Below are 25,667 nucleotides of genomic sequence, written 5' to 3' on the forward strand. Positions count from 1 at the left end.
TCCGTGAGACCGCCCCCGCACGGCCGAAGTCCCGCTACACTCCCGCCACTCGGCGAAAAGACCAGGTCAGACACCGAAATCCTGCTGGAGTACTAATACTCCAGCTGTAGATCGTGATCTTCATGTCCGGCTGCGGCCGGTCGGCAGTAGTAGCTGGTTTGTGATCGTGCCTGGCGGCGGCGTCGCCAGTCGGACGGGCCGAAGCAAATTCCGACGGCCTCGACTTGCCACCCGACCTGTGGGGCCCTCAGCGCTCAGACCAGGTGGTGGGTGGTCAGCTTCCCGCCTTTCGTCCCGGCGGCGAGGAGAGCGCTTCCGTCCGGCAGAGACGCCGCGGAGACATAAGACCCGATGAACGTTTGTTTGAACGATTCGCCGGACAGCAAGTCCCACTGGCGCACCATGTCCTGGTCTGCGGTGAACAGCCGTATCCGACCCGACACGGTCGCCGTCGCGATCCTCACGAATTCCCCCTCGGCCGGAATCGGCGGGCCTATCTCCTCCCCTGTCTCGGCGTCCCAGCGGCAGACGACCTCGCCCTCCTCCACCACGCCGACGATCAGCGGTCGCCCGTCGTCGTTGTACGCCGTAGTCAGCATGTCGACGTGAGGAGCGTTGATCTTTGCGCCGAACGACGACTCGCAGAGGTCGCCCTGCCAGCGCCTTACTCCTTCGTAGTCCCCCGTCACGATCAATGAGGGCCCGCCGCGCAACTTCGCGATGGTCACGGCGACCACATCTCCCACATGTTCCAGCGGAGGGGACAGGGGCGCGCCTGTGACCGGGTCCCACATGTGCAGCCCGTTGACCCCTGTGCCGACCAGCTGAGCCCGCCCACCGCCCGTCACTTCTCCGGCGACCTGGAAGATTTGGTCGTCCCCGACCGCGTTGGCCAGAAGCCGTCCGCTCGCTCCGTCCCACAGGCAGAGGCCGTCCTCGTCCCCGGCCGCGATACGCACCTGCCCGTCCGGGAGCACGAGCGCTGTCAATTCGAACGTGTCGGTGGAAGCGTTCTCGGGGACCTGGAAGTTGCCCGTCGGACGGCCGGACTCGGCATCCCACCGGGTCAGCCGCCCGGAAGAGGCGGCCACCAACTCCGTCCCACCCGCAGGTGAACGGTAAATCAACGGGGCTACCGGACCGCCGAGACCCGCGATCTCGATCCCGGGTCCAACCATTTTCGAACGCATCGTTTCCTCCCCTGCCGGCACCCCATTCTTCATGTCTGGGCTGCGGCTTGTCGGCGGTAATGGCTGGTCTGTGATCGTGCCTGGTGACGGCGTCGCCAGTCGGACCAGCCGAGCCGGTGGGCGAGACCGTTCATCGGCCGGACTGTGACAGCGAGGAACAGGTGCTGGATCTCGTTACAGGTCAGCGGGGCCAGGTCCTCCGGTCCGGTGCGACGGGTGTACTCGTCGGCGCGCACGACGGCGAGGAAGGCATGAGCGAGCATGGCGAGGGTGACCCAGGCGAGGGTGACCCAGCGGCTCCAGGACGGGTAGCGGCGGACCTGGTGCTCATCGAGCCCGGCCAGGCCCTTCGCGCTCTGGAAGGTCTCCTCCACCCGCCACCTGGACCCGGCCGCCCTGACCAGGCTGCGCAACGGGACCGGCCCGGTGGAATGGCAGCGGTAGTAGGCGAGTTCGCCGGTGGTGCGGTTGCGCCGGATCAGCAGCTGACGGTGACCCCGCGCCGAGTCGGTGAGGTCGATAGCTTTCGACTCCCTGACTTCCACCACCAGCCTGGGCTCCACCAGCGTGACGTCCAGCGTCTCCCGGCTACCCCAGCCTGCGGGGAACGACCAGCCTGTCCACGGATGACCCCGCCGTCCCGCAGCGAGCAGACCGGCGACCGCCGCACTTGCCGCTTGGGCGAGGGTGGTGGTGAGGCCGACGTACTGAAAGCGTCCTCTGTCGTCGTACCTGCCGAGCAGCAGCGAGCGGGGAACGGCCAGGGAACCGGTGATCGCGCCGACGATCGCCTCGCTCGTCTCGCGGACCTTGTTTCTCCCAGCTCCTCGCCGACGGGCGGTAGACGTCGTTCAGTCTCTTGAAGACCACCCCCTCCATTCCGACCGACGCCCACGGCAGCCACTCGCGCACGACGCCAGCCTCGGTGGTCGACGGGCACAGCGTCCACGCCGCTGACAGTTGGCGGGCGGTGAACACGGACTCCAGTGCGGCCCTGCGCCGCCGGTTCGGCCACCCGGTCGCGTCCGTACCGGACAGGCGCAGCAGATCGAACGCGACGAAGTGGGCCGGCCACTCCTCCGCCGCCCGGGCCGCACCGACACCACGCCGGGCAAGCCGGTTCTGCAACCGCTCGAACGCGAGGCGGCCCGCGGCGTCCCATGCGACCAGCTCGCCGTTTATGCGGGCTACCGCGCCTGTTTCATCGCAGCCCTTCTCCGAGGCGGTGTGCAAGGTGGAGCAGATCGGCCAGGTGCAGTACCCGTCCGTCGAAGCCTGGGAGGGGGACGTGGAGCGGCTGGGCCCAGTGGGCGGGGATTGCATCCAGCCCGTAGTACGCCCCCGCGAGGCCTCCGGTCACCGCGGCGACGGTGTCCGTGTCACCGCCGAGGTCGATCGCTGCCCGTATGGCGTCTTCGAAGCTGGTGGTGGTGCGCAGGGCCCAGACGGCGGAGCCCAGGCAGGGCCAGACGGCGCCGTTGAACTCGGTCGCCTGATCGGGGTGCCAGTCGGGCGCGAGGACTGCGGCGTAACGGCCGCGGTGGTCGGGGTGGACGAGAGCCAGGATGTCGGGGAGCGCGGTGAGGGGGTCGGTGTCCTCGAACGTGACGCGGATGAGTTCGTGGAAGATCGCGGTGCCTTCCCAAGCCGCGCGGTCGCCGTGGGTGAGGGCGGCGATGCGGCGGGCTGCGTCCATGGTGGCTTCTTGGCCGGCGGCCGCGAAGCGGACCGCGGAGGTCGATGCCCGCATCAGGGAGCCGTTTCCCGCTGCTCGTTGGTTGACTTGGAAATGGATCGCGGCGGCGAGGTTCCAGGGCATGCCGTTGGTCAGGACGTCTTCGGTCTGCAAGCCGATGTCCTTCGGTTCTGATGCTGCCCACCGCTGGAAGCGGGCGAAGATGTCCGGCAGATCCAGTCCGCTCCGCTCCAGCAGCGACTCCGCGACCAGGACGGCCATCTGCGTGTCGTCAGTGGCCTCGCCGGGGTCCCAGCCACCGCCTCCGCACATCTCGTTACTGGCACCAGGCGCTGGAAACCGTGCGGAGAACGCTCCCTGGGGACCGAACTCGAAGGGGCCGCCCAGGGCGTCACCCACCGCTGAGCCGACGATCACGCCAGCGGCCCGCTGAATCCGCTCCATTCACGCAGGTTATCCGTGCCGCGCGGCCCTATTTCCTTCTCGGCTCCCGAGCCATCTGCGGCGAACGCGTCCAGCGCGGCCTGAGACATCCGGGGGTTGAGACACCGGTACAGGTCACATAACGCCGTCCAGCGCGGTCATGTCCGGGAGCTGCACGGCCCCGGCCACTACCTCCGGGAACGACGGCCCCATCTCGGTACCGCGCCTGGAACGCAGCACCACCTGGCCCGCTTCGACGGAGACGAGAGCCCGAAAACCGTCCCACTTCGGTTCTGCCACCGACTTCGGCGGCAGAACGGGGCTGTGCACCGTATCGGTAAGCATTGGCTGTGGCAGTGTCCACGTCACGCTGCATGCCTTCCACCCGCCTGGTACGCCACCTGCGTGGCTGCGACCAGCCGCCCGATCAGCCCATTTCATGGTCGGCCTGACGATCACCCGCCCGATCATGGACCCAACCAGACCGGACGGAGCTCCGATCACAAGCCCGACCAGGTGCACCGCCCTGCCGCGGCTCAGCAGGGCGGGTTCGGGCATACCACCTCGTGCCCGGAGCGTGAGGGGGGAGTTGACGGCGCAGGGCGATTTAGCGGCGCAGTCACAAGCCGACGGCCGGTCCTCTCGTGTCGTATGGTCCGCTGTCGCGGTCGCCCACTGCGCGGCGATCGCCTCCTGGAACGCGAACGCTGTCTCGTCGTCGGCGTCCCCGCGTGTGGCGGCTTTCCCGGCAGGGGGCTCCGACTGGGGGACTGGCGCAGCTGGAGCGTCGCCCGTCACCGCTTTTGCTTCGTGTCGTTGATGCTCGCGTGGGGTTGCTGTCCGGCTGGGGGCATCGTGGCTGCGCTTCAGCAGGTGGTGCGTTCCGGAAGCCAGCCGTGTGAGGACTGTTCTGGAATGGGGGGATGCAGTGGTGCTGGCCGGTGAGCCGGTGTTGCGGATTCGGGATGTATGTAAGAGCTACCGGCGCCGTCCTGTTCTGCGGGGGGTGTCGCTGGATCTTCACGCAGGCCGGCTGGTGGGCATCGTCGGCGAGAACGGGGCTGGCAAGAGCACGCTGCTGCGTATTCTGGCCGGGGATCTGGCAGCGGACAGCGGCGTGGTGGAGCAGACCGGGTTGCTGGGCTGCTGCCCGCAGGAGACGGTGCTGCACCAGGCTTTCACCGTCGAGCAGCATCTGCGGTTCTTCCAGGCCGCCTACGGCATCAGCAGTTTGACCAGAGCCTTCGAACTGCTGGAGCAGCTGCGTTTCAGCGACTACCGGCACCAGCGGGTGGAGACACTCAGCGGAGGTACACGCCAGAAACTCAACCTGACCCTCGCCTTGATGCACGACCCGAAGGTGCTGCTCCTGGATGAGCCCTATCAAGGCTTCGACTGGGACACCTACCTGCGGTTCTGGGACCTGGCGGGAGCCTTGCGGGAGCGGGGCTGCGCGGTGCTGGTCGTCTCCCACCTCGCCTACGACGCCTCCCGCCTGGACGCCCTGTACCGCCTTCATGCCGGAGTGCTGCTGGAGACCGATCAGGCCGGGCCGGAGGCGGTGGCGGTATGACGCGGTGGTGGTCCTGCTTCCGTACGGCCTTGCGGTTCGCGCTGATCGAGCAGGCCCGTAACCGGCTGGCACTGCTCATCATGGTCCTCTTCGTTCCGCTGTGGACCACGCTGGCGTTCACGGTGGTGGCCCGGACCCCCCTGCAGTTCCGGATTCGTTCGGTCGGCCGCTCGGTGGTCATGGACGGCAACATCCTGCTCCAGGTCATCGGCGCACTGCAGGCCCTGTCCCTGGTCATCGCGTTCATGATGTTCGTCGCTACAGCCCGCTCCGCACAGTTCGACCAGCGGCTGGTGCGCGCCGGCTATCCCCGCTCCTGCCTGGCGCTCGCGAAATGCGCCGCGCTCGTCCTAATGGCGGCCGTGATTGCCGCCTACACCACCGGGTGGATGCATCTGTTCTGGCGCCCCGAGCAGCCCCTGGTGCTCGGGGCGGGGATGTTCATGGGCGCTCTCATCTACGGCGGCATCGGGATGGTGCTGGCGGCCGTGCTGCGCAGCGAGCTGGCTGGAATGTTCCTCGCCATCATGATCAGCTCCGTCGATCTGGTGCTGCAGAACCCGCTGATCAATCCGGAGGCGGACAGTCTCGTGGTGCGTTGCCTGCCTGCTTACGGGGCGGTGCAGACCTCGGTGGCCGCCGGCGGTCTGCAGGTGGTGCCGTGGAGCAGCGTGATGCTGGGTGCGGGTTGGGCGGTCGGTCTGGCAGCGCTGGGTATGGCTGCCTTTGCCGTCCGGACCCGTCCCCGCCACCCGCGCGCAGCCCAGGCAGGGGTGGCGGGTGTCGAGCAGACCGCCCCTGTGCCGTGACCGGCTTTACGGGGGGTCGTTTCGATGGTGAGCGCCGCGCACGGCGGCAGCAGGATCGCGTGAGGGGCGGGGAGTTTCAGAGGTGGCGGAACACAGCACTGCGGCTTCGACCGCATCAGCCCCGCCGCCTGGCCTGACCCACCCGGCCGCAAGTGAGGTGGTGCCGCGCGGTGAGGCGCGCTGGGCGTGGTGGCTCAGTGACGGCGGCGAGCCCCGGAACTGGATGCTGGTCCTGGCCCCGTTGCTGGGCTGGCACGCCGAGGGATGGGCCGGCGTCGGCTGGGGGTTGTTCGCGGCGGTGTTCACCGCGGTGCTGCCCACGCTGCTCCTGCGATTCGGCGAGCGCCGCCGGTACTGGGGCGACAGGCATGTGCGGCGGCGGCAGGACCGCATCGTGGCCGCCCCCGGGGTGATGGGCTCGGTCATCACCGGCACCGCGCTGCTGTACGGGCTCGACGCTCCCGCCGCAGTGAAGGCCCTGGTGACGGCGATGCTCGTTGTTCTCCTCGCCCTGCTGGTGATCACCTTCTTCTGGAAGGTGTCGGTGCACTGCGCGGTCGCCTCCGCCGCCACCGCAATCCTCACCGAGGTCTTCGGTCCCCGGATGCTCGTGCTGACACCGTTGGTGGCGCTGATCGGCTGGTCCCGGATCCGGCTTCGCTGCCACACCACCGGTCAGGTCGCCGTCGGCACGCTCGTCGGCGCAGCGGTCAGTACCCCCGTCTTCGACCTCCTGGGGTGAGGTACATGAGTGGCTTCGCGCAGCCCAGCGCTGCCGATCTCTTTATGCGGGACGCCGAGCGGCTCGCGAAGCACCCGGACGCCAACGCGACGATCGGGGTGGTACTGCACCTGACCGGTGCCGTGCCCGATCTGGCCGGTCTGCGCGAGCACGTGGCTACACACCTTCCGCACCTGCCCTGCCTGACGCATGTCCTGAGCGGCGACGGACCGGCGGCACGGTGGGTGGCGGCCGTCCCGGACCTGGCCCGTCACGTCAGTGCCCAGAAGGTCGGCAACGGGCCGGCGGCTCTTGAGGCAGCAGTACGGCTCCTGCTAAAAGAACCGTGGCCCGAGAAGGCGCCCGCCTGGCGCATGATCCTGCTGCACGGCCACACACCCGACGGGTTCGCTCTGCTGTATCTAACCCATCACGCCGTCCAGGACGGAGGCAGCATGGCCGCCGTCCACGAGACACTGTTCGGGCCCATGCTGCCTCCAGCAAGGCTCTCGGCTCCGGCACAGGGCCTGTCCTGCGCCGGCCGCCCCCGCATCCGCCAGGTGCTGCGCACCGTCCGGGCGCTGCTGCGCCACGCCCGTCAGCACCACCTGTGGCAGTCCGCATCCCAGCCACTGAGCAGCCGCCGCCACACCCTGTGGACCCAGATCCCCGCCACGTGGCTGCGTACCGTGGCCAAAGCCGGCGGAGCCAGCAGCAATGACGTCTACCTCACCGCCTTGACCGAGGCCATCACCCGGTGGGCCAAGGACGCCTGGCCGCGCGCCGCCGACAGGCCGCTCCCCGTCATGGTTCCCGTCAACCTGCGCACGCCCGAGGAAGCCACCGCGCCGGGGAACCGGCTGTTCCTGACCCGGATCGACCTGCCCAGCAACACCACACCCTCCAGCCGGAGGCTGGCAGGAATGCAAGAGATCACGGCCGTTCTGAAGTCCCCCGAGCACAAGGCGGTGCTCCGCGCCGCCCTCAGGCTGCCACCAGTGCTGCTGCGCCGCCTCGTGGCCGCCAGCACTGCCCCGGGCCGTCTCAGCGTCTGCGCCTCCCATTTCGTCATGCGCCCCCGTCTGTCCTACGGCGAGGCGACGGTCATCCGCATTGACCCGATCATCTGCTGCCCGCCCGGCGCCCCCATGGCCGTAGTGGCACTCAGCTACCAGGGCGTCGTCAGCGCGTGCTTCCGCATCGACCAGGCCCTACCCGGCGCTGAGCGTCTTCCCGAGCTCTGGCGCGACGCCCTGGCAGCTGCAGCCCAGCCGGTCGCCGGCCCAGACACACCCGCCCCGGCCGCATAGGCATACGGTCGCACCCGCTTCATACCTCCCGTGCGCGCACCGCTCACTTGGCTCGCTCAACGCTCCAAAACGGCACGAGCTCGAAGAAGGTGACCGCCTCCTCCCGCCACCGCGACCGCCAGCCGGCCGCGACCGCAGACGCCTGCTCCGCACAGCGCCGCATGTCCGCCTGCATCCTGCCCGCCACCCCACGGCGCTCACCGATCTCCCGGATGGCAGCGATGGATTCCGCCGTACAGGACGGGTCACCGAGCGCGGCTTCCACCAGCGCACGCTCGGAGCCGTCAACGGCCGAAAGTAACGCGCTGACGGTGTAGCTGTGCTTGCCGTCACGGATGTCGGTGCCGGTCGGCTTACCCATGACGGCCGAGTCACCGAACAGGTCCAGGTAGTCGTCGCGCATCTGCCCGCAGATCCCGGCCAGCCGCGCATAGCGGCGCAGGTCCTGTTCGAAGAGCGCCGGCTGCTCACCGGCAGCCAGGAGCCCGAGCTGCATGGGCGCCAGAACCGAATAGCGGGCGGACTTGTAGTCGGCCACGCAGTGCAGGACGTCCTCGCCCGGGGTGACGGTGAAGTCCCGCTCCAGGTCGATGATCTGACCCACGAACGTGTCGGCTGCCGCCCGAGTCTGCACCTCGACCATGGCCTGCCGCATCGCGGTGGGCAGTTCCGCCTCCATGAGCGTCTGCAGGGCCAGAGCGAGGGCGAGGTCGCCCGCCAGCAGGGCAAGGCCAAGAGCCGCCTGCGGGTGGTCGGGGAACCGCTCGCGGTAGGCGTAGTACGTGGAAGGGCCGCCCCGGCGAGTGGGGCTGTTGTCGATGATGTCGTCGTGCACCAAGAGGTGAGTCTGCAGCAGTTCGATGCTCAGCGCCGCGGCGTCCAGTCCTTCGAGCGGCCCGTCCGTCACCAGACGAGCCGCCTCGTGCAGCAGAACCACGCGCATCCGCTTGCCGCCCCGCACAGACAGATCCCGCAGCAACTCCAGGCACCCCGGCGTGAAACGGCTGAACGACCGTGCATCGCCTCCGACATCAAGCGTGGCGAAGTACTCCTCCAGAAGTGCATTGAACCGCTGCTCGTATCCGGCGACCCGTTCGAGAACCTGCTCGGTCATAAGGAATTCTCCCTGCTCAGGATTGGATGACCAACGTGATCGCTGGTGCGACAGGTACGCGGACGCGGCGGGTTCAGGAGGTGTACTGGGTGGCCCTGACCGCCAGGCCACGCAGAGCAGAGTCCGCTGCCGGCGGCAAGCCGGCCCCGTCCAGGACCCGCAGTACATGTTCGTAGCGGGAAGCGATCATCCGCTCGGTCTGCTCCCGCGCCCCGGTCGCCTGCAAAATGCCCCGGACCTCCGCTGCTTCACGCTCGCTCAGACCGGCCTGGCCCACCAGGTGGACAAGTCGCTTCCGCTGAGCCTGGTCCGCGCGCTGCAGACCCAAAGCCAGCAGAACGGTCCGCTTGCCTTCCCGCAGATCACTCAGGCCCGGCGCGCACGCGCCGTCCGGGCTGCCGAAAACGTCCAGCAGATCATCCCGCAACTGGAACGCCTCCCCCAGAGGCAGACCCAGCCGCGTGAAAACGTCCATCGTGGCCTCACTGGCCCCGGCGACGGCAGCCCCCAACTGCAGGGGCCGCTCGATGGTCGCGGTGGCGGTCTTGAAACGGATGATCTGCAAAGCCGCCTCGATGTCGTCGGCGTCACGGCCAGTGCCCATCACATCCAGGTACTGGCCGTACATCACCTCTTCCAGCATCGCGTCGTACAGCCCATGCGCCAGCCGCTGCCGCCCCGGCTCCAACTCGAGGGTGTGCAGCAACCCCTGCGCCCACATCAACGCGAGGTTGCCCACCAGGAGCGCGCCACCCGCACCCAGCCGCTTGGCCCGCTCGTCCTGTCCCAGCCGGGCGCGCATCACGCGGTGGACAGCAGGGCGGCCGCGGCGGCTGGCCGAGTCGTCCATGATGTCGTCGTGGATGAGGGCGAAGGCAACGAACAGCTCCAACGAAGCCGCCAACCGCAGCACGGCCGTCGCATCCCCTCGTGCCCCTGCCGCATGCCAGCCCACAACGCACAACAGCGCCCGGATCCGCTTTCCCCCTGCCGCCAGGAAGTCCCGCACCGCCTGCACCGCCTCCGGCGGACACCCCCGGTCAGAAGCCGCACGGGCCTTGCCTGCAAGGAAGTCCTCAAGTACCGCTTCGATCTGGCCCTGCACCGCACGCAAATCAATCACCTGCGCGTTGACCACATCCGAAGTCACCGATTCACCGCTCCCGACCGGTCAGAGCCAAGCTCCAGGAGGACGAAGGAAGGTGATCGTGACGGCTGCGCATCTGGATCAAGACCCTGACGACAACTGGGGCCGTTGGCTGGCCGCGTCACCCATTTGGTCTGCATGATCCATCCAACGACCCAGACCGCTCAAGAACACGCGCTGAGGTGACGATCAGTGCGCGCTCGTTCGACTCGCGGGTGGCCCGCTCGCTGGCCGTGAGCTGTCGACCTCGGGCCCACGCGCTGAGCGCTGGCACACCGCCGGTGCCGCCGACTGGGGCCTAGATTCCCCGCGACCTGATGACCGGCATGATCCAGGCGGAGGCCCGGGCCACCGCACCTCGCCGCCGGTAGTGCCGCTGCGAGTGGTAGACCACGGCACACGACACCCATCACGCAAGGCGATGTGTACCGCACTGTATGAAACCGGTACGGTCACCGCATGTCTGGGGATCACAACACAGAAGGCGCCGCTCGCACGGGAGTTGGCGCGCGTGTGGTCAGCGCCGCCCTGCCTGCGCAGAGCGGACCGCCGCTGACGGAGTTCGAGCTCTCGGTCGGCGAGCGCAAGATCCTCCAGTTCAAGAAGAAGCCCCAGATCACGGCAGTCGCCGAACTGGTGTGGAATGCCCTGGACGCCAACGCCACCAAGGTCCACGTCGAACTGCACCGCTCCAGCCTGACGGCGATCACCGACGTCGTGGTGACCGACAACGGCCACGGCATGACACCCGAGCGGGCACGCACCGCCTTCCAAGCCTTCGGCAACACCTGGAAGACCAGCAGGACACACACCGAAGGCGGGGAGCGCATCCTGCACGGCCGCAACGGTGAAGGCCGGCTCTTCGCCTTTGCCCTGGGCGACCAGCTCACCTGGGAGTCCGCTGCCTGGGTGTCCAATGCTTTTGGCGACGAGTTGGTCGGGGTCCGGATCCGCGGCAACGCCGACCATGCCACCGTCTGGCAGGTTGAGGAGACAGAGCCGGCCCGGGAGAAGCCCGGTACGACGGTCCGCATCTCCGTTCCCCAGGGCAAGCCCCTGAGCAGCCTGGAGCGCGACGACGACGCCGCGAACCTCACCGCGAAGCTGGCGTTCTACCTCCGGGCCTATCCGCACGTGCGCGTCACGTTCGACGGCAAGCGGCTCGACCCCAGCGACATCATGGTGGGCGAACCCGTCGACCTGGAGCTGGACCTGTCGGAGGAGTACGCCGGGGAGGATCCGCCCCCGGTCGTGACCTTTGTCGAGTGGAACAGGCGGATGAGCGACCGCAGGATGCTCATCTGCAACGCCGACGGCATTGCCCTCGGAGAGCACGGCAGCGACTGGTCCGACGGCATCATCAGCTTCACCCCCTACCTGCGCGCCAACCTGTTCAACGGCCTGTCCGTCGATGACCTGCACGGCCTGACCATGCCCCACTCCGGGCTCGGTGGTGGCTGGGAGGCTGGCCGGATGAACGCCGATGACGAGCAGCTGCTGCGCGGCCGGGTGTACGGCCACGACCACGACGCCTCCAACCCGGGCCCGCTGCCGCACCAGACGTACGCCGCCCTCGTGGGCGGTCCGTTGGACGGGCTGCTGCTCGGCATCACGGGCTGGCGGCCGGAAGAGATAGACGACGGTGTCGCCTTGATGACCGAGCTGGGGCGGTGGTCCGGCGGCCGGGCGCTGTACGACCCGCTCCCCGACGACCCGCGCCCGGCCGCTGGTCCGGGTGTGGTGTGCCGCTTCTACTACTCCGGCGACACGCCCTGACCCCGGCCGCCGGCCCCGGCGCCCGGCCTGCCCTCGGTCAGCTGGCTGGCGGTGTTCTCGATCCACAGCAGCGCCCACTCGACACCGGAGCGCCACCCGGGCTCCGCGCTGTCGTAGCGGCCTTCGGCATCGGCGCGGATGTTGGCCGCGAGGGTGCGCAGGTCCTTCTGCAGTCCCTGCCGCTTGGCCGTGTCCATGGCCTGGATCATGTCGTCGGTGATGTCACCGGGGCGGAGCTCGCTCATCGCCCCACCTTGGACGACCACCCCCGCTGATGGCCATACCGTGAGGTCAACAAGCTGGGGCGCCGCCCCGGCAAAGCTCTGTGCAGCGGGTGATCTCCCGTGGCAGGCTCGTGGCTTCCAGACGAGGGGAGCAGGCGATGGAGGGCTTCGCGAAGACGGAGGGCGAGCTGTGCCCGGACTGCAAGGCGGGGCCGAGCCCGGAGAACGCCTGCGTCGGGGTGGGCCTGCCGATCCAGATGTGGCACACCCCGGACTGCCCGCAGTGGACCATCATGCAGATCGGCTTCGAGGACGGCTCCCGGCGCATCAAGGAGCAGGACGCGTGGGCCAAGGACGTCTTCCCGGCCGCGCATGAGCGCCTGAAGCAGGCCGCCGCCGCGATGCCGCCGGCCACTGCTGCCCAGCCGTTCGTCGCCGCGCTGACCGAGCTGGTCCAGGCGCAGGCCGACACCACCGGCTTCGTCGTCCTCCACGAGTGGGTGGAGATCCTGGAGCGGCACTTCCCGCCCCGACTGCCCGACCCCAACGACGTGGCCGAGTAGCCCACTGCCCCCTCACCACAAGGCAGACTGCACGCCCGCGATCCGCCCCGAGACAGGCTCGGGAGCGGGCCGGTCGTCGGCCGGTGGGGCAGCGGGCTGCCGCTCGTTGATCAGACGCTGGGCCAGCGCAGCTCCCAGCCGGCGCCCGCCCTTGAGGTAGGCGCGCGCACGCTGACGGGCGTCCTCGGACCACGACGCCAGCGGCGTCAGGTGCTCGACAACGATGCTGGCGGCCGTGAACGGGTCTGCCAGGTACGGCACGAGCACGTCGCCATGCCGGGTCGGCCGCAGCGGCTCCTCACGCACCCGCACCACCATCCAGCCAGGCCGGTGGCGTTCCACGGACTCCGCCTTGAGCCGGTCGCGTTCCTCGCCGTCGCGGTGCCAGTACGAGCCGTCGAACTCCACGGCCACGGCCTGGTCGTGGTCCGCTGGGAAGAGCATGTCGAGCCGGTAGCGGCCGTGCGGCGTCTGCAGCGCGTACTGCTGCTCTCCGCCGGTGAGGACAAGCTCGAGTTCGGCGAACAGTTCCGTCTCCTGCCGGGAGACGCTTGTCCGCTTCCGGCAGCGCGGACAGCCCTGCCTGCCCATGAACACGTGCGCCACCTGAGCGGACCACGGTTCGTGGCCGGCGGGGCACAGCCACCAGACCGGCACATTGGCCCCGGCGGTCACCTCCAGCGGGGTAAGGGCCCCGTTCAGGGACGGGTGCCACAGCGCCGCCAGTTCGGGGCTCTCGCTCGACAGCGCCTGGTAGCGCACCCGGCCGGAGCAGGAGGGGCACGCGGCCACGCCGCGGACGCGGTGGAACACCTTGGCCCGGAACTCGCCGGCGCATACGGTGCACTTCCACCAGACCAGGCGGTGCGAACCGGCGGTGACGGCTTCGGCCGTCAGTCCGTCGTTGCGCTCGGGATGCCACTGCGCCGCCAGGTCCGGCCGCGCTTCGGGCAGAGCGGGAGCACGCTTCCTGCGGGCGCAGGCCGGGCAGCCCGATCCGGCGACGGTCCGGTGGCTCACCTTCGCCTCCCAGCGGTGGCCCCGGGAGCAGCGCCATCCCAGCCGTACGCGGGAGTTGACCAGCAGTTGGGTCACGTCAGCCGGTGCGGTGTCGGGGTCCACCTGCGCGAACAGCTCGGGCATGTCGGCCAAACGCCTGGCCGGTGCATCGCGGCCGGCCCTCGCGCAGGCCGGGCAGCCGGTGCCGCGGCTGCGGTTGGATATCCGCGCCTGGTACTCATGCCCGGCCGGACAGCGCCACCAGACCTTGCGCTGCGAGCCGGGCCCGAACTGATCCGGCGAAGCGTCGTTGCGCGGGTGCCACTCTGCTACCAAGTCAGTGGAGTGCTCGTTGAGCGTGGTCCGGCCACGGGGCACGTACCCGGCGCATTGCGGGCAGCCGGTTCCGGCGACACGGGAATGGACCTGGGCCTGCCAGACGTGCCCGTCGTCGCACCGCCAGAACACAGCCTTGTGGGAGCCGGGACCGATCTGCGCCAGGTCCAGGTCGGCGTTCAACTCCGGATGCCATTGGGCGGCGATGGCCGGGTGCTCGTTGACCAGAAAGCGGGTGCGACGTGTCATGAGCACGCACCGTAGGGCGCGCCACTGACATGTCCTTGCCGAGGTCACCAGGCTGGAGCGGATCACCGCCGGATGGTCCCGGTCAACGCCCTGACGATGCCTACGGCCGTTGTCAGTGGGCGAGCGGAGAATCACCGGATGGCCCATGAACCGACGGAGGTCGGCGAGTCCGAGATCCTCGCCGTCTCCTTACGCACGTACCTGTCCGAGACCGGCTTCTCCTTCACCGGCCTGACGGGCAAGGAGGCGACCCAGTCCATCACCCGGGCGGTGGTGCAGTGGGTGGGAGCATCGGGGTGGAGGTGCAGGACGGAGGCGCAGATGCGCTACATCGACCCGCCCCGCCTGAAGAACGGGGGCTGCATCGCCTACTGGTCACCGTCCTGGACTGCCTACCTCGACCTTCGCGTGATCCGCAAAGACGCCCCACCGATCGCCGTGGAAATCGACCGCGCCGACGACAGTACCGCCGTGGACAAGCTCCGAGACGAAGCACTCCGCGGACGCCCCGCGCTATGGATCCGCTGGCACGGAGCGCTGCGTGCCGAGCTCCCGGCCGGTGTGGCCCGTCTCCGCCTGCCCACGAGGTCCAGCAAATCGCCCCTCCGGTACTCGCTGGCCCCGGTGACCGGCACCGAGGCGATCACCCTCGGTCCAGCCGTCACCCCCGAGGCCCGAGCGGATGCCCAACGACGGGACCAGCAGCGGATAGCGGACGAGAAACGTGCTGCTGCCCGCCCCCAGGAACCGGGCCCCACCCGCTGCTACTGGTGATCAGCACGCGGCTTGAGCGGGCCTCTTAGTCCAGGATGCCGAGAGCTGTGTCAGGCCGGCAGTGGATGCACGGCGGTACCTGCTGGCGCTGGGCATCGAGCGCCTGCTGCCGGGTCGCCGGGCGGCACCGGCCGCTCTTGGCCGCAGCCCAGCAGTCGCCGGTGTGCACCGCGCCCACGTTGGTGCGGTTGAGGCCGTACTGGATCAGCCAGTCCGGTGGGGCCGGCCGCATCTCCACGCCCCGGCGCCGCTCCGCCTCACGGCGTTCCTCGACCGCGATCCATCCGTCGATCTGGGCAAGGGCTGCCGTCGCCTGCTGAACCACCACTGTCACGGCTCCCACCGTATGCAGTCGCCGAGCTAAGCCCCCTTCTAGGCTCACCCCCTCAGGCAGACACGATCAGAGGAGGGGGAAGCGGATGGCGACGTACAGCGCCGACTATCTGAAGCGACTGCTGAGCGCCGTGGAACGGTTCGAGGAGGTCTTCGAGCGTTGGATGGAGACCCAAGTCGAGTCGGACCACGTCCAATCTCACGGGATGTACCCCACGGTTTGGACCAAGGAAGGGCAGGATCAGGCGACGGTCCGCACGCGCGAACTCGACGTTGCGGAGGCAGCGGGTGCGGCTGAGCGGGCGGTTGCCGTTACGGGGGCGAAGATCGCCGTTGCTGGGGTCGGTGTCATTGATCCCATCGCGAGCTGGGCGCTGATGTCGGCTCCCAGGGCGCTTGTCACACCTCAGCTTGTCTTTTATCGTCCAAATTCGAACATGGCGTCGTACTTGACCCGCTGTCAACTGTTTCGTGGACGCGGGTGTGGCCTGGGCGTGATCCTGAAAATTCCGAGAGGGAAGCCCGGGTAGCAACGCGGAGGCTGCTGTGGTCGGTGGGGTAGAGCCGGATGTTCGCCGTGAAGCGATTGGGGTGTTGGCAGGGTTCCGGGGTGAGTTCTACGCCTGTCTGGCCGCGCGGGGCGACGCGCTGTTCGAACTCACCGATGCACTGCTGTGCACAGACGGGCCGGTCAAGACACTGGTCGGGTTGGCGTTGGCGCCCGAGCATCGGCGTGGCCACGGCGCGCTGTACGCGGGGCTGAATCAGGGGCGCCTTGATGTCGGCCGGTTGCGGCGGGCGCTGGCAGGGCTGCCGCTGCCGCGCGCGGCGGACGGTCGGCTGGTGCTGGCCGTGGATGTCAGTCCGTGGCTGCGTCCCGACGCGGCGACGTCCCCGGACCGCTCGTTCTGCCACACCTACGGGCGCGGCGAGCAGAAGCACCAGATGATCCCCGGCTGGCCCTACTCCGTCATCGCCGCCCTGGAGTCAGGGCGGACTTCGTGGACCGCGGTCCTGGACGCCCAGCGCCTGGACCCCGGCGCGGACGTTGCCGCCATCACCACCGTCCAGGTCCGCGACCTGGTGAGCCGTCTGATTGAGGCGGGGCAGTGGCATGACGGTGACCCGCTGATCTGGATCGTGGTCGACGCCGGCTACGACGTCCCGCGCCTGGCCCACCTCCTGCGCGACCTCCCGGTGGAGGTGCTCGGCAGGTTGCGGTCGGACCGGGTCATGCGGCGCCCGGCACCGCCGCGCTGGCACGGTATCAACGGCCGGCCACCGAAGCACGGCGGCGAGTTCGTCTTCAAGGACCCCGCTACATGGGGCGGCACCATCGCCACCACCACGACCGCCACCACCCGCTACGGCACTGCGGTCGCGAAGGCGTGGGACAAGCTGCACCCGCGGCTGACCCGCCGGGCTGCCTGGGAGGACTACGAGGGCGACCTGCCGATCATCGCCGGCACCGTCATCCGCCTGCAGGTCGAGCACTTGCCCTCGGGCGGGGATCCCAAGCCGCTGTGGCTGTGGTGGTCCCGCACCAGCGCCACCGCCGCCGACGTCGACCTCGTCTGGCAGGCATTCCTTCGAAGGTTCGACATCGAACACAACTTCAGATTTTGGAAGCAGACGCTGGGCTGGACCGCCCCGAAACTGCGCGACCCCGAAGCTGCCGACCGCTGGACCTGGCTCGTCATCGCAGCCCAGACCCAACTCCGCCTCGTCCGCCCCCTGGCCGCCGACCTACGCCGCCCTTGGGAACGGCCCCTGCCCTCGAACAGACTCACCCCGGCCCGGGTCCGGCGGGGGTTCAGGAACCTGTGCACGCTGAGCCCTACGCCGGCCCGGGTACAAAAACCCACGACACCGGGTCCCGGACGACCGATCGGCTCGAAGAATCGGGCACCAGCCCCGCGTCACGAGGTGGGACGCGTCCTGGTCGGCGGTGAACCCCACACCCGGCCCACCCACCACCAGACCGGCACCAAACCCCGACGAACCGGCCAGGCCGCGACATCAACTTCCGTGGCCTGCGGGTAGGACCACAATCGGCAAGCTGATCCGGACTGTGCTCCGGTTGGGGTGGATCACTGGTCTGCGGCGGCGCACGCTTTGGCTTCGGTGAGGTAGCGCTCGACCGGGCCGAGGGTGAGCATGCCACTGGCGGCGCCGGCGTGCTCGGCACGGGCGTCGTGCAAGGCAACTGCAGCGTGCGCGGCGATCTCGGGTTCGTCGAGGCGTACAGCGGCGTGGGCGGTGAGGCACCACAGGGCTTCCTGGAGGTGGTCATGGGGTGGTTCGGGTGTGGCGGCGAGGGCGACGCGGGCGTCTTCCACCCGGCCCTGGGCGAGGAGTACCAGTGGCGTCGCCCAGGGCAGGTGCGGCCCCCAGTCGAGCTGGGAGTCGGTGGGGGCGGGGCGGTTGTGCAGCAGGCGCAGGCCGAGCAGGGCCAATGGGAGCAGGCCGTGGTGGAGCCCCGGCATTCCGGCTGTCGCGAGGGAGTTGTCGGCAGCTCGGTATGCCGCCGCGGCGGCTGCGGGGCTCGGCCCGCCGGGTTCGGTGCTGCGGGCAGCGGTGACCCGCGCTCTGAACCATGCGGTCAGGACCGCGACCAGTGGGGACTCGTGGGCGGCGGCAAGCTCGTCCGCAGCGGCTGCGTGTACGGCCGCGGTCCCGAGATCGCCGAGAGCGGATGCGGATTGCAGGCGCACGAGTCGGCCCAGGATGGCGAAGGTTGGCAACCCGTGCCGGGTGGACAGCGCGATGAGTTCGGCTCCGATCGTGTCGCGTTGCGGTGCGAGGCCGGGGCGCGCGAAGGACTGCAGAAACACCCCGTTGAGCGCGAACGCCAGCAGTGGGGGGTCGTTGAGGTCACGGGCCAGGGCCTCGGCCTGGTGCGCGTTCTCCAACTCCCTGTCGTATGTGTCGCCGCTGCGGCTCTCGACGGCGACGGTGGCCAGCAGCCGGGCCCTCAGGTCGGTGGGGCCATTGGGCCCGAGCGCGGTGAGGGCGCGCTCGGCAGCCGCCACCACGGCGCGGGACTGCCTGGGATCATCGGCTCGGCTCCAGATCGCGGGCACGTCGTAGGCTCCGATGACCCGCGCGGTCAAAGCGACGTCCCCCGTTTGTTCGGCCGACTCGACAGCCGCGAGGCGGTCGCGCCGTGAGGAGACCAGGGCATCGCCGCCGACGAGCGCAAGAGTGCGGGCCAGGTCCACAGTCGTGCGCGGGCCCAGCCGGGCGCCTGTCCCCGACCAGGGACGAGGTACCGGTTCGCGGTTCGGCTCAAGGGTTGCTGACCTGGTGAGGATGTCCGTCTCCAGACGTTGAAGATCAGGGCTGGGGTCGAGCGCGAGTTGTTCCACGAGCATCGTGCGGGCGCGGCGGAGTGTGGCCAGGGCGTCGGCCTGGCGTCCGTCGCAGTACAGGGCACGCGCGAGCAGGCCCCAGGCCGGCTCGCGCCAGGGGTGCTCGGAGACATGCGCACCAAGGTCGGCGACCAGGTCCGCCCCCTTGCCGGAATCGAGGAGGATGCCCGCACGTAGTTCCACGCCCTGCAGTCGCAGCTCCTGGAGCCGGGATCGCTCCCGCTGGGCCCATGCAGCCTCGGGCAGGTCGGCGTAGGCCGGACCGCGCCACGAGGCGAGTGCTTCACCAAGGTCGACGACGCCTTCGGGACAGCGGCGGGCTTTGGCCAGTGCGTCCTGGAACCGGTCGACGTCCGTGGCCCCGCGGGGCAGGCGCAGCGCGTAGCCAGGTCCCTGCGTGATGAGCACGCATGGCGGTGTGCGGGGCGGCCGGTCGGGCTCGATGGCGCGACGCAGCGCGGCGACGAAGGTGCGCAGCGCACCCAGGGAGCCGGCCCTCGCCCGCGACCACAGGTCGTCAATGAGAGCGTCGGCGGTGACCATCCGACCCTCCGCAGCGACCAGGCGCGCGAGTACCTCGCGATGCCGCGGTCCGCCCAGGTCGATCGGGCTGCCGTCCTCACGCCGCGCCTGCACTGTACCGAGCACATCGATCCGCATGCTCCCTATCCTCGGTGCGCGGGCCCGGATCTACGGTGTCGTACTGATTGGCTGCTCATCGGTGTCGTGCACGTTGGAGTGGTCAGCCAGCCGGCACTGAGAGAAGGACCGTTATGGCACTCATGATTCCTGGTTTCGAGTACACCCTCCTGCCCGGTGCGGGCGGTGTGAAGCTGTCCGCTGCGATCGGTGGCAGCGGCAGTCCGGTCGTACTGCTGCACGGTTTTCCCCAGACCCACCTGATGTGGCGCCACGTCGCCGAGCAGTTGGCTACCGAGCACACGGTGGTCTGTCCTGACCTGCGCGGCTACGGAGTGAGCGACAAGCCGGAGGCCGCGGACGAGGATGTCTATTCGAAGCGGACGATGGCCGCTGACATCGTGTCCATGATGGCCGGGCTCGGCCATGAGCAGTTCGCCATGGTCGGCCACGACCGTGGTGCCCTGGTCGCGTTCCGGGCCGGGCTAGACCACCCGGAGACCATCACGCATCTGGGCATCCTCGACGTTGTGCCGACGCTGGACATGTGGAATGTGCTGCAGGGTGTGTCGGCGGCGGTGGGTTACCACCTGTTTCTGATGGCGCAGCCGGCGGGCCTGCCGGAGAGGATGATCGCCAACAGTGCGGATGCATTCTTCGGCTCGTTCTTTGACGCCTGGTCCAAGGACCCGGACGCGATTCCGGAGCGGGTGCGCGCCGAGTACCTGCGGGCGAGCGCGGCCGCAGTGGACTCGATCGTCGCCGACTACCGTGCCTCCGCGGGTGTCGACGTCGCCCACGACCGGGCGGACCTTGATGCCGGATCGCAGTTCGCGATGCCCGTCACGGTCATCCAGCAGGACTGGGGAACCCAGCTCGGCTACGACGCCGCCCAGGTATGGAGGGCTTGGGCACCGGATCTCGACCACCGTCTGACGAATGCGGGGCACTTCATGGCCGAGGAGGCCCCGGACGAGACCACGGGAGCGATCCGAGACCTGCTGGCACGCTGACCCCACGAAGTGACCCTTGAGCTTGTCGTTTATGGTCCGACGGGTCGTCGGACCATAAACGACAAGCTCAGGACGTCCGCACCACGGCGGCCAGGGTCCGGGGGCGTCTGAGCGCGATGATTGACGATGCCGAGGCGGCCTCGGAGTCCGCGACGCCGGGGTTCGCTCCTTCCGCGTTCCATGAGGTGATCTGGTCGGCGGCGGCCGCGCACTGGACGACTCATCAGTACCGGGTCGCGGTGCGGGAGGCGTCGGAGGCGCTGACCGTGCACTGGAAGGAACGCCTGGGCCGCAACGACGTGACCGACACCTCGTTCTGGCAGCAGACCCTCTCCGTAGGTGACCCCGGGCCCGGAAAGCCCAAGCTCGTGTGGCCCGGCCCGGCGGAGGACCAGACGGCCAAGAGCATGCGCGGAGGTCTGGCACCGTTGGCCGGCGCGCTCAACAACCTCGCGACTGGACTGAACCTCACGGTCAGGAACGTCGCGACGCACACCCGCGATGAGCTGACCGAACAGGAGGGCATGGAGAGGCTGGCCGCCTACAGCTACTTCGCCCGGCTGCTCGATCAGTGCGAGATCCGGCGCGCGGAGGAGACCGAGGGCACGTGAGTCGTTTCCGCAGGTCGACCCGATCCGTAGAGCGGAGTGCGGCCCTTTGTCCCGGCTTCTAGGCTCTCGGCATGACGATGACACCGGCTGAACTTGAGGCGCAGAAGGACACGCTGGAGCTCCTCAACAACGAGGCGGCCGCACGGCTGACGCGCCAGTCGGACTCGTTGGCGAAGATCGACACCAAGGCGGTGTTCCTGGTCGGGTTCGCGGCGACCGCCGCCCAGTTCCTGGCGACGCACAAGCACCACGACGTCCTCGCCTACTGTGCCTTCGCCGCATACGCCGTCTCACTGGTGGCTGGCGTGCACACTTTCCGGGTGGCTGAGTACAAGGACCTGGAGCCGCGGCACCTGGTCGTCAGCTACGTCCGCTTGCCCAAGGAGTTGGCCCTGATCCGGCTGGCCTCGTCTCGGGCTTCGCTCTTCGAGGAAAACGAGCGGCGCCACCAGAAAAAGGCCAGGTACTGGTGGGTGAGCCTCGGGTCGCTGATCGTCGGTCTTGGCCTGTCGACTGTCGCACTGCTGCTGCACACTTGAGTCCCATGAGCAATGGACAGAACCAGGGGACCGGCCAGTCCGCTCCCGTGCCGGCTTCTCCCGCCCCGGCCCCGGCCCCGGCGCCTCAGCAGGACATCGTCGACATCTACACCGACCCCGCGCTGATCGGGACCGACAGGAGGAACGACACCAAGCCCGTGGAGACCAGGGTGGTGCGTCCGCAGGGCAACATCGAGACCCGCTGAGAGAGATCTCCGCAGCAGCCGGGCCCGGTCCTCCCACCGGAGGACCGGGCCCGGCGCGTGCGTCTGCCACCGTGCGGCCAGTCCGCATGCGCGCGTGGAGATAGCGTCCTGCCTCATGACCACCACCGACACGATCGCGGCCCTGGCTCTGGCCGTCGCGGTCGTCGCTGCCGTTGCCGCTTTCGGTTCCTGGAGAGCCGCGCACAACGCCAACGGGGCCGCGCAGACCCTGTCCCGAGGTCCGCCCGGCCTGCTGTCCCACAACGCCATCGAGATCACCGCGTCCCTGCGCAACGACAACCCGCACCGGGGCGATGGACCCCAACTCGCAGGCACCCCGACTCCCGAAGAGGTCCGCGCCCACATATGGGGGCCGTGGAAGTTCAGCGCGGACGGCCGCGACGACACCGGCCGGACGGTCGCCCCGCAGCAGCTGATGATCGGCGAGTGGACGCGATACGGCCTGACCCCCACCTCCCCGCCGTTGTGGTCGGCGACCAACGTGGACGAATGGCACCGCGACTACGCGAACGAGCCGGTACGCCTGTGCATCACCGTCAGGTCGAAGGGCAGCGAGTGGATCGTGCCGCTGGAAGTCCCCGTCACCATCGAGGGCACCTCCTGACCACGGCAGGTCAGGAGTCGGTGATGTGGTCGAAGCCGCTCAGCATCGGGGTCAGTTCCTGAGCGCACCCGCACAGCGTGCACAGCCGCGTCCCAGGGTTTTCCGCGACGTTCAGCGCCTGCTCCACACCGAGCAGCGGCGCGCCCTGCGGTGCTTCCTCGCAGTCCGGCGCGTGCAGCACCCCCCGGGCCGGGCCCCGGCCCTCACGCACCTTCGCCAGCACCCAGCCCGAAGGCCGGCGCTCCCCGAGGACCTCGCGGACCACCGACGTGGGTGACGGCTCCAGCTTCTCGGTGGCGACCTGGTCGTAGTCGACGCCTTCGACCGGCCGTACATGGTCGGGAGCGCGGACCCACACCCGGTACTCCGCCGCCTCCACACCGCCGTCCTCGAGGTCTCGGTACGACGGCAGCCCCACGAGGTAGGCCCAACCTGTCTCGGTCTGCCGCCGCTTCCACAGTCGCGCCACGACCTCCTGCTGCTCGGTCCCGAGCAGGGGATCGGCGGGCAGCACGACCCGAACCGGCACAGGCGCGGATTCGGCAGCGTCGTCGGAGGGCGTTGTCACGGCCCCACGGTAGACACGCAGCCGGGCCCGGACCCCCAACGGAGGACCCGGGCCCGGCGTGTGACCGGCGGGCGGTCAGAGGTTGCTGGTGATGAACTGGTCCCACTTGTGCAGCCAGTCCCCGTGCTCGGGGCTGCCCGGGGCGGGCACGGTCTGCAGGTCCTCGGGCATGGCGATCTCTTCCGGGGCCCACGTGCCGTCGTTGAAGTAGCAGGCCCATACGGCCTCGCGAGCGGCGTTGATGACGACGGCGCCTACGGCCCCGTCGTCGGCGAGGGCGCCGTCGTCCACGGCGGTGCGTCCGGTCTCGATCGCTTTGCCGCTGCTGCGGAACACCTGGGTGGTCATACCGTGCGGGCGGTTCTTGCCGGTCAGGAGGTAGAGCGCCCAGTGGGTGCCGACGGCCTCCGGCCACCGCTTGCGGGCTGCCTGACGGGTGATCCCGGCGGCCTCGCCCAGGTCCGCGTAGGTGGCGGCGGCCCGGCCTGCGCGCGTGGCGGCGTCGGCGGCGAGCTCCCGCGCAGCGTTCCCGGCTTCCGTGGCGACCTCCAGGTACATCAGGTGCACCGCCTTGGCGGCCGCGGAGGTAGGGGCGAGCGCGTTCGGGGTGGCGGGTCCCTCCTGCTCGCTGAAGCCCAGGAAGCGCATGCGCCTCTTCGTCTCGCGCCACACCAGGTCACGCACCTGCGCCCGGAAGGCGACCCGCTCCTCGATGGCCTCGCTGTCGAGCTCCCACATATCAACCATGCGACAACCATAGGACACGAACGAAAGTTGCGACAACTAAAGTTTCGAACGGATTAGGGGGTCCGGATCGCTGGACTTTATCCACAGGTAAACCGTTTTACGGTTCGTGTCCGCTTCCGGGTGTGAGGTGCCGGGACGCAGACCGAAAGGGCACGGCCGATGGCACAGACGAAGTTCGACAAGCGGGTGGAAGAGGAAGCCGAATCCCTCATGTTCGGCATCGGCCGGGTGTTGGCCGGCCGGGGCCTGGACGGCGTCAAGAGGACCGACGCAACGTTCTGGCGTTCGGCACTCGCGTCCTGCCGAAGGTGGAGGGCAAGGTTCGGCGCCGCTCCTACAAGCCGGGTTGGCGGCGCCTGTCCTTCCGCGTCGTGCTTGGGGCCGGCGTCTGGGAGAGCGGATATCTGGCCACCCAGGACCTGGACGCCACCGTGCAGAGCGTCCAGGAGCTGTGGCAGAACCGGGACCAGGCGCTCGCCGCGTTGGAGCCCGGCGGGATCGGCGGGGCCTGCGTGCTGACGGTGGGCACCGCGGCGTACATGGTGCTGACCCGCGAGCACCGGGAGCTGATGCGCGAGTGGGTCACTCCGCTGCACGACGCCATCCACCGGCCGCTCGGGCTGGCGGAGCAGACCGACCCGCGCCGCTACCTCCACGTCCCGAAGAACTTCAGCGACGACGACGCGGAGATACGCATCGACCTGCCCCGTCATCTGGGCTTCTCCCGCGACGTCGTCGCCGACCTCATCACCCAGAAGCTCGCCCTTCAGGGCGTGACGTTCGACTGGCACCCCGAGGGCCGCAAGCCGTACGTGCGGGTGAAGAAGACCCGCAAGCCCCCGGCGAAGGCCCTCTTCAAGGACCCCAAGACGCGGGAGCTGGTGGCCAAGGCCAAGGAGTCCGCGCCGATCATCGGGATCGGGTCCGCGGGCCGGATCGTTTCCGTCGACCTGGACGCCGACTCCCCGCACATCCTGGTCAACGCCTCCACCGGCGGCGGCAAGTCGGTGACCCTGCGCTGCATCGCCTGCCAGATGCTCCACCACGGCTCGCGCGTGTTCGTCCTCGACTACAAGTACATCTCCCACCCCTGGGCGCGCGGCATCCCGGCCGTCACCTACTGCGCCGATATCGCCGACATCCACGACGCCCTGGTCCAGCTCGGCATGGAAGGCCGACGCCGGGTACGCCTCGCCGAAAAACTCGGCATTGGCGCCGACCCGAACGCCATCGGCCCGCGGCTGCTGATCCTCCTCGAAGAGGTCAACGCCACCATGCGGCAGCTGGCCCGCTACTGGGACAAGATCCGTGAGTCCGGCGACCCGAAGACCTCCCCGGCCGTCGACGCCCTGATGGAGATCCTGTTCATGGGCCGCCAGGTCCGCATGCACGTGCTCCTGGTCGCCCAGTCCGCCACGGCCCGCGCCTTGGGAGGCCCGGAGGTCCGCGAGCAGTTCGCCACCCGCATCCTCGCCCGCTACAGCATGAATGCCTGGCGGATGCTCGCCCCGGAGGTCCATCCGGCGCCGAAGTCAACCAAGCACCACGGCCGCGCCCAGGTCGTCAGCGGTGGCTCCGCCAGCGAGACGCAGGTGCTGTTCTTCACCGAGGCCGAAGCCCGTCAGTGGGCCACCGCCGGGAAGCAGGCCGAAGCCGCCGACCAGCCCGGTGCGGTGCAGCTGCAGAAGTTGCCCACCGACGGCCTCGCCGACGCCTGGCACGCCCCCACCCCGGACCTCCCGCCCGTCCCCGAGCCGTCCCCGAGCCGGGACCTGCTCGCCGACGCCTGGAGCCTCACCCCGGCCCCGGCCGCCGACCCGGGCGACCCTGCGGGCAGCACCACGCCGCCGCTGCCGGCGACCCCGACCCCGGTCCCGGTCCCGGTCGACGACGACCAGGCGGTGGGACTGCGCCAGGCCGCCGATCACCACCTGCCTGGCATCACCCTGGCCGCGCTGCGCTTCGCCCGCGCCAACGACCCGGCCTTCCCCGGCTCGGTCGACAAGCGCGGCGCCGAACTCCTCTACCGCGTCGGCGACCTCAAGAAGTGGGCCCGCAACCGGCCCCGCGCCGCCACCGGCACCACCGACCTGGACTGACCTCCCAGTCCG

General features: G+C 69.4%; 27 protein-coding genes and 3 pseudogenes. 16 read left to right on the forward strand and 14 right to left on the reverse strand.

Going from position 1 to position 25,667, the window contains the following annotated elements; all coding sequences use genetic code 11:
- Window positions 1-254: 254 nt before the first annotated feature.
- The 6 genes and pseudogenes from ACFWBD_RS34805 to ACFWBD_RS34830 all read right to left on the reverse strand — a co-directional run.
- Window positions 255-1,211: a WD40 repeat domain-containing protein gene (locus ACFWBD_RS34805; RefSeq protein WP_385675904.1), complete on the reverse strand. Its 957-nt coding sequence runs from the start codon at window positions 1,209-1,211 to the stop codon at window positions 255-257.
- An 8-nt stretch (window positions 1,212-1,219) separates the two neighbouring features.
- Window positions 1,220-1,714: pseudogene (locus tag ACFWBD_RS34810) on the reverse strand (IS701 family transposase); the annotation flags it as partial.
- A gap of 64 nt (window positions 1,715-1,778) precedes the next feature.
- Complete coding sequence (locus tag ACFWBD_RS34815; protein WP_385675907.1) at window positions 1,779-2,423, reverse strand: ATP-dependent DNA ligase; 645 nt, start codon at window positions 2,421-2,423, stop codon at window positions 1,779-1,781.
- Window positions 2,392-3,330 (reverse strand): ADP-ribosylglycohydrolase family protein, encoded by a 939-nt coding sequence (locus ACFWBD_RS34820; RefSeq protein ID WP_385675910.1) that lies wholly within the window; start codon window positions 3,328-3,330, stop codon window positions 2,392-2,394. Before ACFWBD_RS34820 ends, ACFWBD_RS34815 begins: the two co-directional genes overlap by 32 nt.
- A 114-nt stretch (window positions 3,331-3,444) precedes the next feature.
- A complete protein-coding gene (locus tag ACFWBD_RS34825) occupies window positions 3,445-3,654 on the reverse strand; it encodes a hypothetical protein (RefSeq protein WP_385676029.1) in 210 nt (69 codons plus the stop codon).
- Window positions 3,655-3,960: 306 nt separating this feature from the next.
- Window positions 3,961-4,107, reverse strand: a pseudogene (locus tag ACFWBD_RS34830) (DUF6207 family protein); the annotation flags it as partial.
- Window positions 4,108-4,315: 208 nt separating this feature from the next.
- On the opposite strand from ACFWBD_RS34830, the gene ACFWBD_RS34835 reads away from it, so the two are divergent.
- The 4 genes from ACFWBD_RS34835 to ACFWBD_RS34850 all read left to right on the forward strand — a co-directional run bounded on the left by ACFWBD_RS34835 (window position 4,316) and on the right by ACFWBD_RS34850 (window position 7,722).
- Window positions 4,316-4,882 carry an ATP-binding cassette domain-containing protein gene (locus ACFWBD_RS34835; protein WP_385675915.1) on the forward strand — a complete coding sequence of 189 codons (567 nt, stop codon included), beginning with the start codon at window positions 4,316-4,318 and terminating at the stop codon, window positions 4,880-4,882.
- A gap of 29 nt (window positions 4,883-4,911) precedes the next feature.
- The gene (locus tag ACFWBD_RS34840) at window positions 4,912-5,691 is read left to right on the forward strand and encodes an ABC transporter permease (RefSeq protein ID WP_385675919.1); all 780 of its coding nucleotides are present in this window, start codon (window positions 4,912-4,914) and stop codon (window positions 5,689-5,691) included.
- A gap of 160 nt (window positions 5,692-5,851) precedes the next feature.
- Window positions 5,852-6,433 carry a hypothetical protein gene (locus tag ACFWBD_RS34845; RefSeq protein ID WP_385675922.1) on the forward strand — a complete coding sequence of 194 codons (582 nt, stop codon included), beginning with the start codon at window positions 5,852-5,854 and terminating at the stop codon, window positions 6,431-6,433.
- 5 nt (window positions 6,434-6,438) lie between these two features.
- Complete coding sequence (locus ACFWBD_RS34850; RefSeq protein ID WP_385675925.1) at window positions 6,439-7,722, forward strand: wax ester/triacylglycerol synthase domain-containing protein; 1,284 nt, start codon at window positions 6,439-6,441, stop codon at window positions 7,720-7,722.
- 43 nt (window positions 7,723-7,765) lie between these two features.
- Here the strand turns inward: ACFWBD_RS34850 and ACFWBD_RS34855 are convergent, their stop codons facing one another.
- Both ACFWBD_RS34855 and ACFWBD_RS34860 read right to left on the reverse strand, forming a co-directional pair.
- A complete protein-coding gene (locus tag ACFWBD_RS34855) occupies window positions 7,766-8,836 on the reverse strand; it encodes a polyprenyl synthetase family protein (RefSeq protein ID WP_385675928.1) in 1,071 nt (356 codons plus the stop codon).
- 73 nt (window positions 8,837-8,909) lie between these two features.
- A complete protein-coding gene (locus ACFWBD_RS34860; RefSeq protein ID WP_385675931.1) occupies window positions 8,910-9,986 on the reverse strand; it encodes a polyprenyl synthetase family protein in 1,077 nt (358 codons plus the stop codon).
- A gap of 456 nt (window positions 9,987-10,442) precedes the next feature.
- Between ACFWBD_RS34860 and ACFWBD_RS34865 the strand changes: the two are divergent.
- Window positions 10,443-10,874 (forward strand): annotated as a pseudogene (locus ACFWBD_RS34865) (ATP-binding protein); the annotation flags it as partial.
- Between the two features lie 582 nt (window positions 10,875-11,456).
- A complete protein-coding gene (locus tag ACFWBD_RS34870; protein WP_385676023.1) occupies window positions 11,457-11,759 on the forward strand; it encodes a hypothetical protein in 303 nt (100 codons plus the stop codon).
- Here the strand turns inward: ACFWBD_RS34870 and ACFWBD_RS34875 are convergent.
- Window positions 11,738-12,004: a hypothetical protein gene (locus ACFWBD_RS34875; RefSeq protein WP_385675934.1), complete on the reverse strand. Its 267-nt coding sequence runs from the start codon at window positions 12,002-12,004 to the stop codon at window positions 11,738-11,740. The genes ACFWBD_RS34870 and ACFWBD_RS34875 overlap by 22 nt on opposite strands.
- A gap of 137 nt (window positions 12,005-12,141) precedes the next feature.
- On the opposite strand from ACFWBD_RS34875, the gene ACFWBD_RS34880 reads away from it, so the two are divergent.
- Window positions 12,142-12,546: a hypothetical protein gene (locus tag ACFWBD_RS34880; protein ID WP_385675938.1), complete on the forward strand. Its 405-nt coding sequence runs from the start codon at window positions 12,142-12,144 to the stop codon at window positions 12,544-12,546.
- A 12-nt stretch (window positions 12,547-12,558) separates the two neighbouring features.
- Here ACFWBD_RS34880 and ACFWBD_RS34885 read toward each other — a convergent pair whose 3' ends face one another.
- Window positions 12,559-14,130, reverse strand: a complete 1,572-nt coding sequence (locus ACFWBD_RS34885) for a zinc-ribbon domain-containing protein (RefSeq protein ID WP_385675941.1) — start codon at window positions 14,128-14,130, stop codon at window positions 12,559-12,561.
- 138 nt (window positions 14,131-14,268) lie between these two features.
- On the opposite strand from ACFWBD_RS34885, the gene ACFWBD_RS34890 reads away from it, so the two are divergent.
- Window positions 14,269-14,904 (forward strand): hypothetical protein, encoded by a 636-nt coding sequence (locus tag ACFWBD_RS34890; RefSeq protein ID WP_385675944.1) that lies wholly within the window; start codon window positions 14,269-14,271, stop codon window positions 14,902-14,904.
- Window positions 14,905-14,929: 25 nt separating this feature from the next.
- Here ACFWBD_RS34890 and ACFWBD_RS34895 read toward each other — a convergent pair whose 3' ends face one another.
- The gene (locus ACFWBD_RS34895; RefSeq protein ID WP_385675947.1) at window positions 14,930-15,238 is read right to left on the reverse strand and encodes a DUF6233 domain-containing protein; all 309 of its coding nucleotides are present in this window, start codon (window positions 15,236-15,238) and stop codon (window positions 14,930-14,932) included.
- Window positions 15,239-15,323: 85 nt separating this feature from the next.
- Between ACFWBD_RS34895 and ACFWBD_RS34900 the strand changes: the two genes are divergently transcribed.
- Both ACFWBD_RS34900 and ACFWBD_RS34905 read left to right on the forward strand, forming a co-directional pair.
- A complete protein-coding gene (locus tag ACFWBD_RS34900) occupies window positions 15,324-15,767 on the forward strand; it encodes a hypothetical protein (RefSeq protein WP_385675950.1) in 444 nt (147 codons plus the stop codon).
- A 16-nt stretch (window positions 15,768-15,783) separates the two neighbouring features.
- Window positions 15,784-17,280, forward strand: coding sequence for an NF041680 family putative transposase (locus tag ACFWBD_RS34905; protein ID WP_385675953.1), 1,497 nt, complete (start codon window positions 15,784-15,786; stop codon window positions 17,278-17,280).
- A 47-nt stretch (window positions 17,281-17,327) separates the two neighbouring features.
- On the opposite strand, the gene ACFWBD_RS34910 is transcribed toward ACFWBD_RS34905, so the two are convergent.
- The gene (locus ACFWBD_RS34910) at window positions 17,328-19,268 is read right to left on the reverse strand and encodes a BTAD domain-containing putative transcriptional regulator (RefSeq protein ID WP_385675956.1); all 1,941 of its coding nucleotides are present in this window, start codon (window positions 19,266-19,268) and stop codon (window positions 17,328-17,330) included.
- A gap of 113 nt (window positions 19,269-19,381) precedes the next feature.
- Between ACFWBD_RS34910 and ACFWBD_RS34915 the strand changes: the two genes are divergently transcribed.
- The 5 genes from ACFWBD_RS34915 to ACFWBD_RS34935 all read left to right on the forward strand — a co-directional run bounded on the left by ACFWBD_RS34915 (window position 19,382) and on the right by ACFWBD_RS34935 (window position 22,241).
- Window positions 19,382-20,260 carry an alpha/beta fold hydrolase gene (locus ACFWBD_RS34915; protein ID WP_385272023.1) on the forward strand — a complete coding sequence of 293 codons (879 nt, stop codon included), beginning with the start codon at window positions 19,382-19,384 and terminating at the stop codon, window positions 20,258-20,260.
- 116 nt (window positions 20,261-20,376) lie between these two features.
- Window positions 20,377-20,871, forward strand: a complete 495-nt coding sequence (locus ACFWBD_RS34920; protein ID WP_385675959.1) for a TIGR02391 family protein — start codon at window positions 20,377-20,379, stop codon at window positions 20,869-20,871.
- 71 nt (window positions 20,872-20,942) lie between these two features.
- A complete protein-coding gene (locus tag ACFWBD_RS34925) occupies window positions 20,943-21,410 on the forward strand; it encodes a hypothetical protein (protein WP_385675962.1) in 468 nt (155 codons plus the stop codon).
- A 5-nt stretch (window positions 21,411-21,415) separates the two neighbouring features.
- Window positions 21,416-21,616, forward strand: a complete 201-nt coding sequence (locus ACFWBD_RS34930; RefSeq protein ID WP_385675965.1) for a hypothetical protein — start codon at window positions 21,416-21,418, stop codon at window positions 21,614-21,616.
- Window positions 21,617-21,731: 115 nt separating this feature from the next.
- Window positions 21,732-22,241, forward strand: coding sequence for a hypothetical protein (locus tag ACFWBD_RS34935; protein WP_385675969.1), 510 nt, complete (start codon window positions 21,732-21,734; stop codon window positions 22,239-22,241).
- Between the two features lie 10 nt (window positions 22,242-22,251).
- Here the strand turns inward: ACFWBD_RS34935 and ACFWBD_RS34940 are convergent, their stop codons facing one another.
- Both ACFWBD_RS34940 and ACFWBD_RS34945 read right to left on the reverse strand, forming a co-directional pair.
- The gene (locus ACFWBD_RS34940) at window positions 22,252-22,809 is read right to left on the reverse strand and encodes a DUF6233 domain-containing protein (RefSeq protein WP_385675972.1); all 558 of its coding nucleotides are present in this window, start codon (window positions 22,807-22,809) and stop codon (window positions 22,252-22,254) included.
- A 75-nt stretch (window positions 22,810-22,884) separates the two neighbouring features.
- Window positions 22,885-23,556, reverse strand: a complete 672-nt coding sequence (locus ACFWBD_RS34945) for a hypothetical protein (RefSeq protein WP_385675975.1) — start codon at window positions 23,554-23,556, stop codon at window positions 22,885-22,887.
- A gap of 308 nt (window positions 23,557-23,864) precedes the next feature.
- Between ACFWBD_RS34945 and ACFWBD_RS34950 the strand changes: the two genes are divergently transcribed.
- Complete coding sequence (locus ACFWBD_RS34950; protein WP_385675977.1) at window positions 23,865-25,655, forward strand: helicase HerA domain-containing protein; 1,791 nt, start codon at window positions 23,865-23,867, stop codon at window positions 25,653-25,655.
- The last annotated feature ends 12 nt before the right edge of the window (window positions 25,656-25,667 follow it).

It is taken from the genome of Streptomyces sp. NPDC060002, from assembly GCF_042737245.1.
Lineage (GTDB): Bacteria > Actinomycetota > Actinomycetes > Streptomycetales > Streptomycetaceae > Streptomyces.

What these genes read in the sequence shown, in the direction of transcription:
- ACFWBD_RS34915 (WP_385272023.1), top strand. Translation starts at nt 19,382, where the DNA reads ATGGCACTCATGATTCCTGGTTTCGAGTACACCCTCCTGCCCGGTGCG.
- ACFWBD_RS34910 (WP_385675956.1), bottom strand. Translation starts at nt 19,268, where the DNA reads ATGCGGATCGATGTGCTCGGTACAGTGCAGGCGCGGCGTGAGGACGGC.
- ACFWBD_RS34900 (WP_385675950.1), top strand. Translation starts at nt 15,324, where the DNA reads ATGGCGACGTACAGCGCCGACTATCTGAAGCGACTGCTGAGCGCCGTG.
- ACFWBD_RS34850 (WP_385675925.1), top strand. Translation starts at nt 6,439, where the DNA reads ATGAGTGGCTTCGCGCAGCCCAGCGCTGCCGATCTCTTTATGCGGGAC.
- ACFWBD_RS34870 (WP_385676023.1), top strand. Translation starts at nt 11,457, where the DNA reads ATGAACGCCGATGACGAGCAGCTGCTGCGCGGCCGGGTGTACGGCCAC.
- ACFWBD_RS34875 (WP_385675934.1), bottom strand. Translation starts at nt 12,004, where the DNA reads ATGAGCGAGCTCCGCCCCGGTGACATCACCGACGACATGATCCAGGCC.
- ACFWBD_RS34885 (WP_385675941.1), bottom strand. Translation starts at nt 14,130, where the DNA reads ATGACACGTCGCACCCGCTTTCTGGTCAACGAGCACCCGGCCATCGCC.
- ACFWBD_RS34880 (WP_385675938.1), top strand. Translation starts at nt 12,142, where the DNA reads ATGGAGGGCTTCGCGAAGACGGAGGGCGAGCTGTGCCCGGACTGCAAG.
- ACFWBD_RS34945 (WP_385675975.1), bottom strand. Translation starts at nt 23,556, where the DNA reads ATGGTTGATATGTGGGAGCTCGACAGCGAGGCCATCGAGGAGCGGGTC.
- ACFWBD_RS34820 (WP_385675910.1), bottom strand. Translation starts at nt 3,330, where the DNA reads ATGGAGCGGATTCAGCGGGCCGCTGGCGTGATCGTCGGCTCAGCGGTG.
- ACFWBD_RS34920 (WP_385675959.1), top strand. Translation starts at nt 20,377, where the DNA reads ATGATTGACGATGCCGAGGCGGCCTCGGAGTCCGCGACGCCGGGGTTC.
- ACFWBD_RS34930 (WP_385675965.1), top strand. Translation starts at nt 21,416, where the DNA reads ATGAGCAATGGACAGAACCAGGGGACCGGCCAGTCCGCTCCCGTGCCG.
- ACFWBD_RS34925 (WP_385675962.1), top strand. Translation starts at nt 20,943, where the DNA reads ATGACGATGACACCGGCTGAACTTGAGGCGCAGAAGGACACGCTGGAG.
- ACFWBD_RS34890 (WP_385675944.1), top strand. Translation starts at nt 14,269, where the DNA reads ATGGCCCATGAACCGACGGAGGTCGGCGAGTCCGAGATCCTCGCCGTC.
- ACFWBD_RS34935 (WP_385675969.1), top strand. Translation starts at nt 21,732, where the DNA reads ATGACCACCACCGACACGATCGCGGCCCTGGCTCTGGCCGTCGCGGTC.
- ACFWBD_RS34855 (WP_385675928.1), bottom strand. Translation starts at nt 8,836, where the DNA reads ATGACCGAGCAGGTTCTCGAACGGGTCGCCGGATACGAGCAGCGGTTC.
- ACFWBD_RS34825 (WP_385676029.1), bottom strand. Translation starts at nt 3,654, where the DNA reads ATGCTTACCGATACGGTGCACAGCCCCGTTCTGCCGCCGAAGTCGGTG.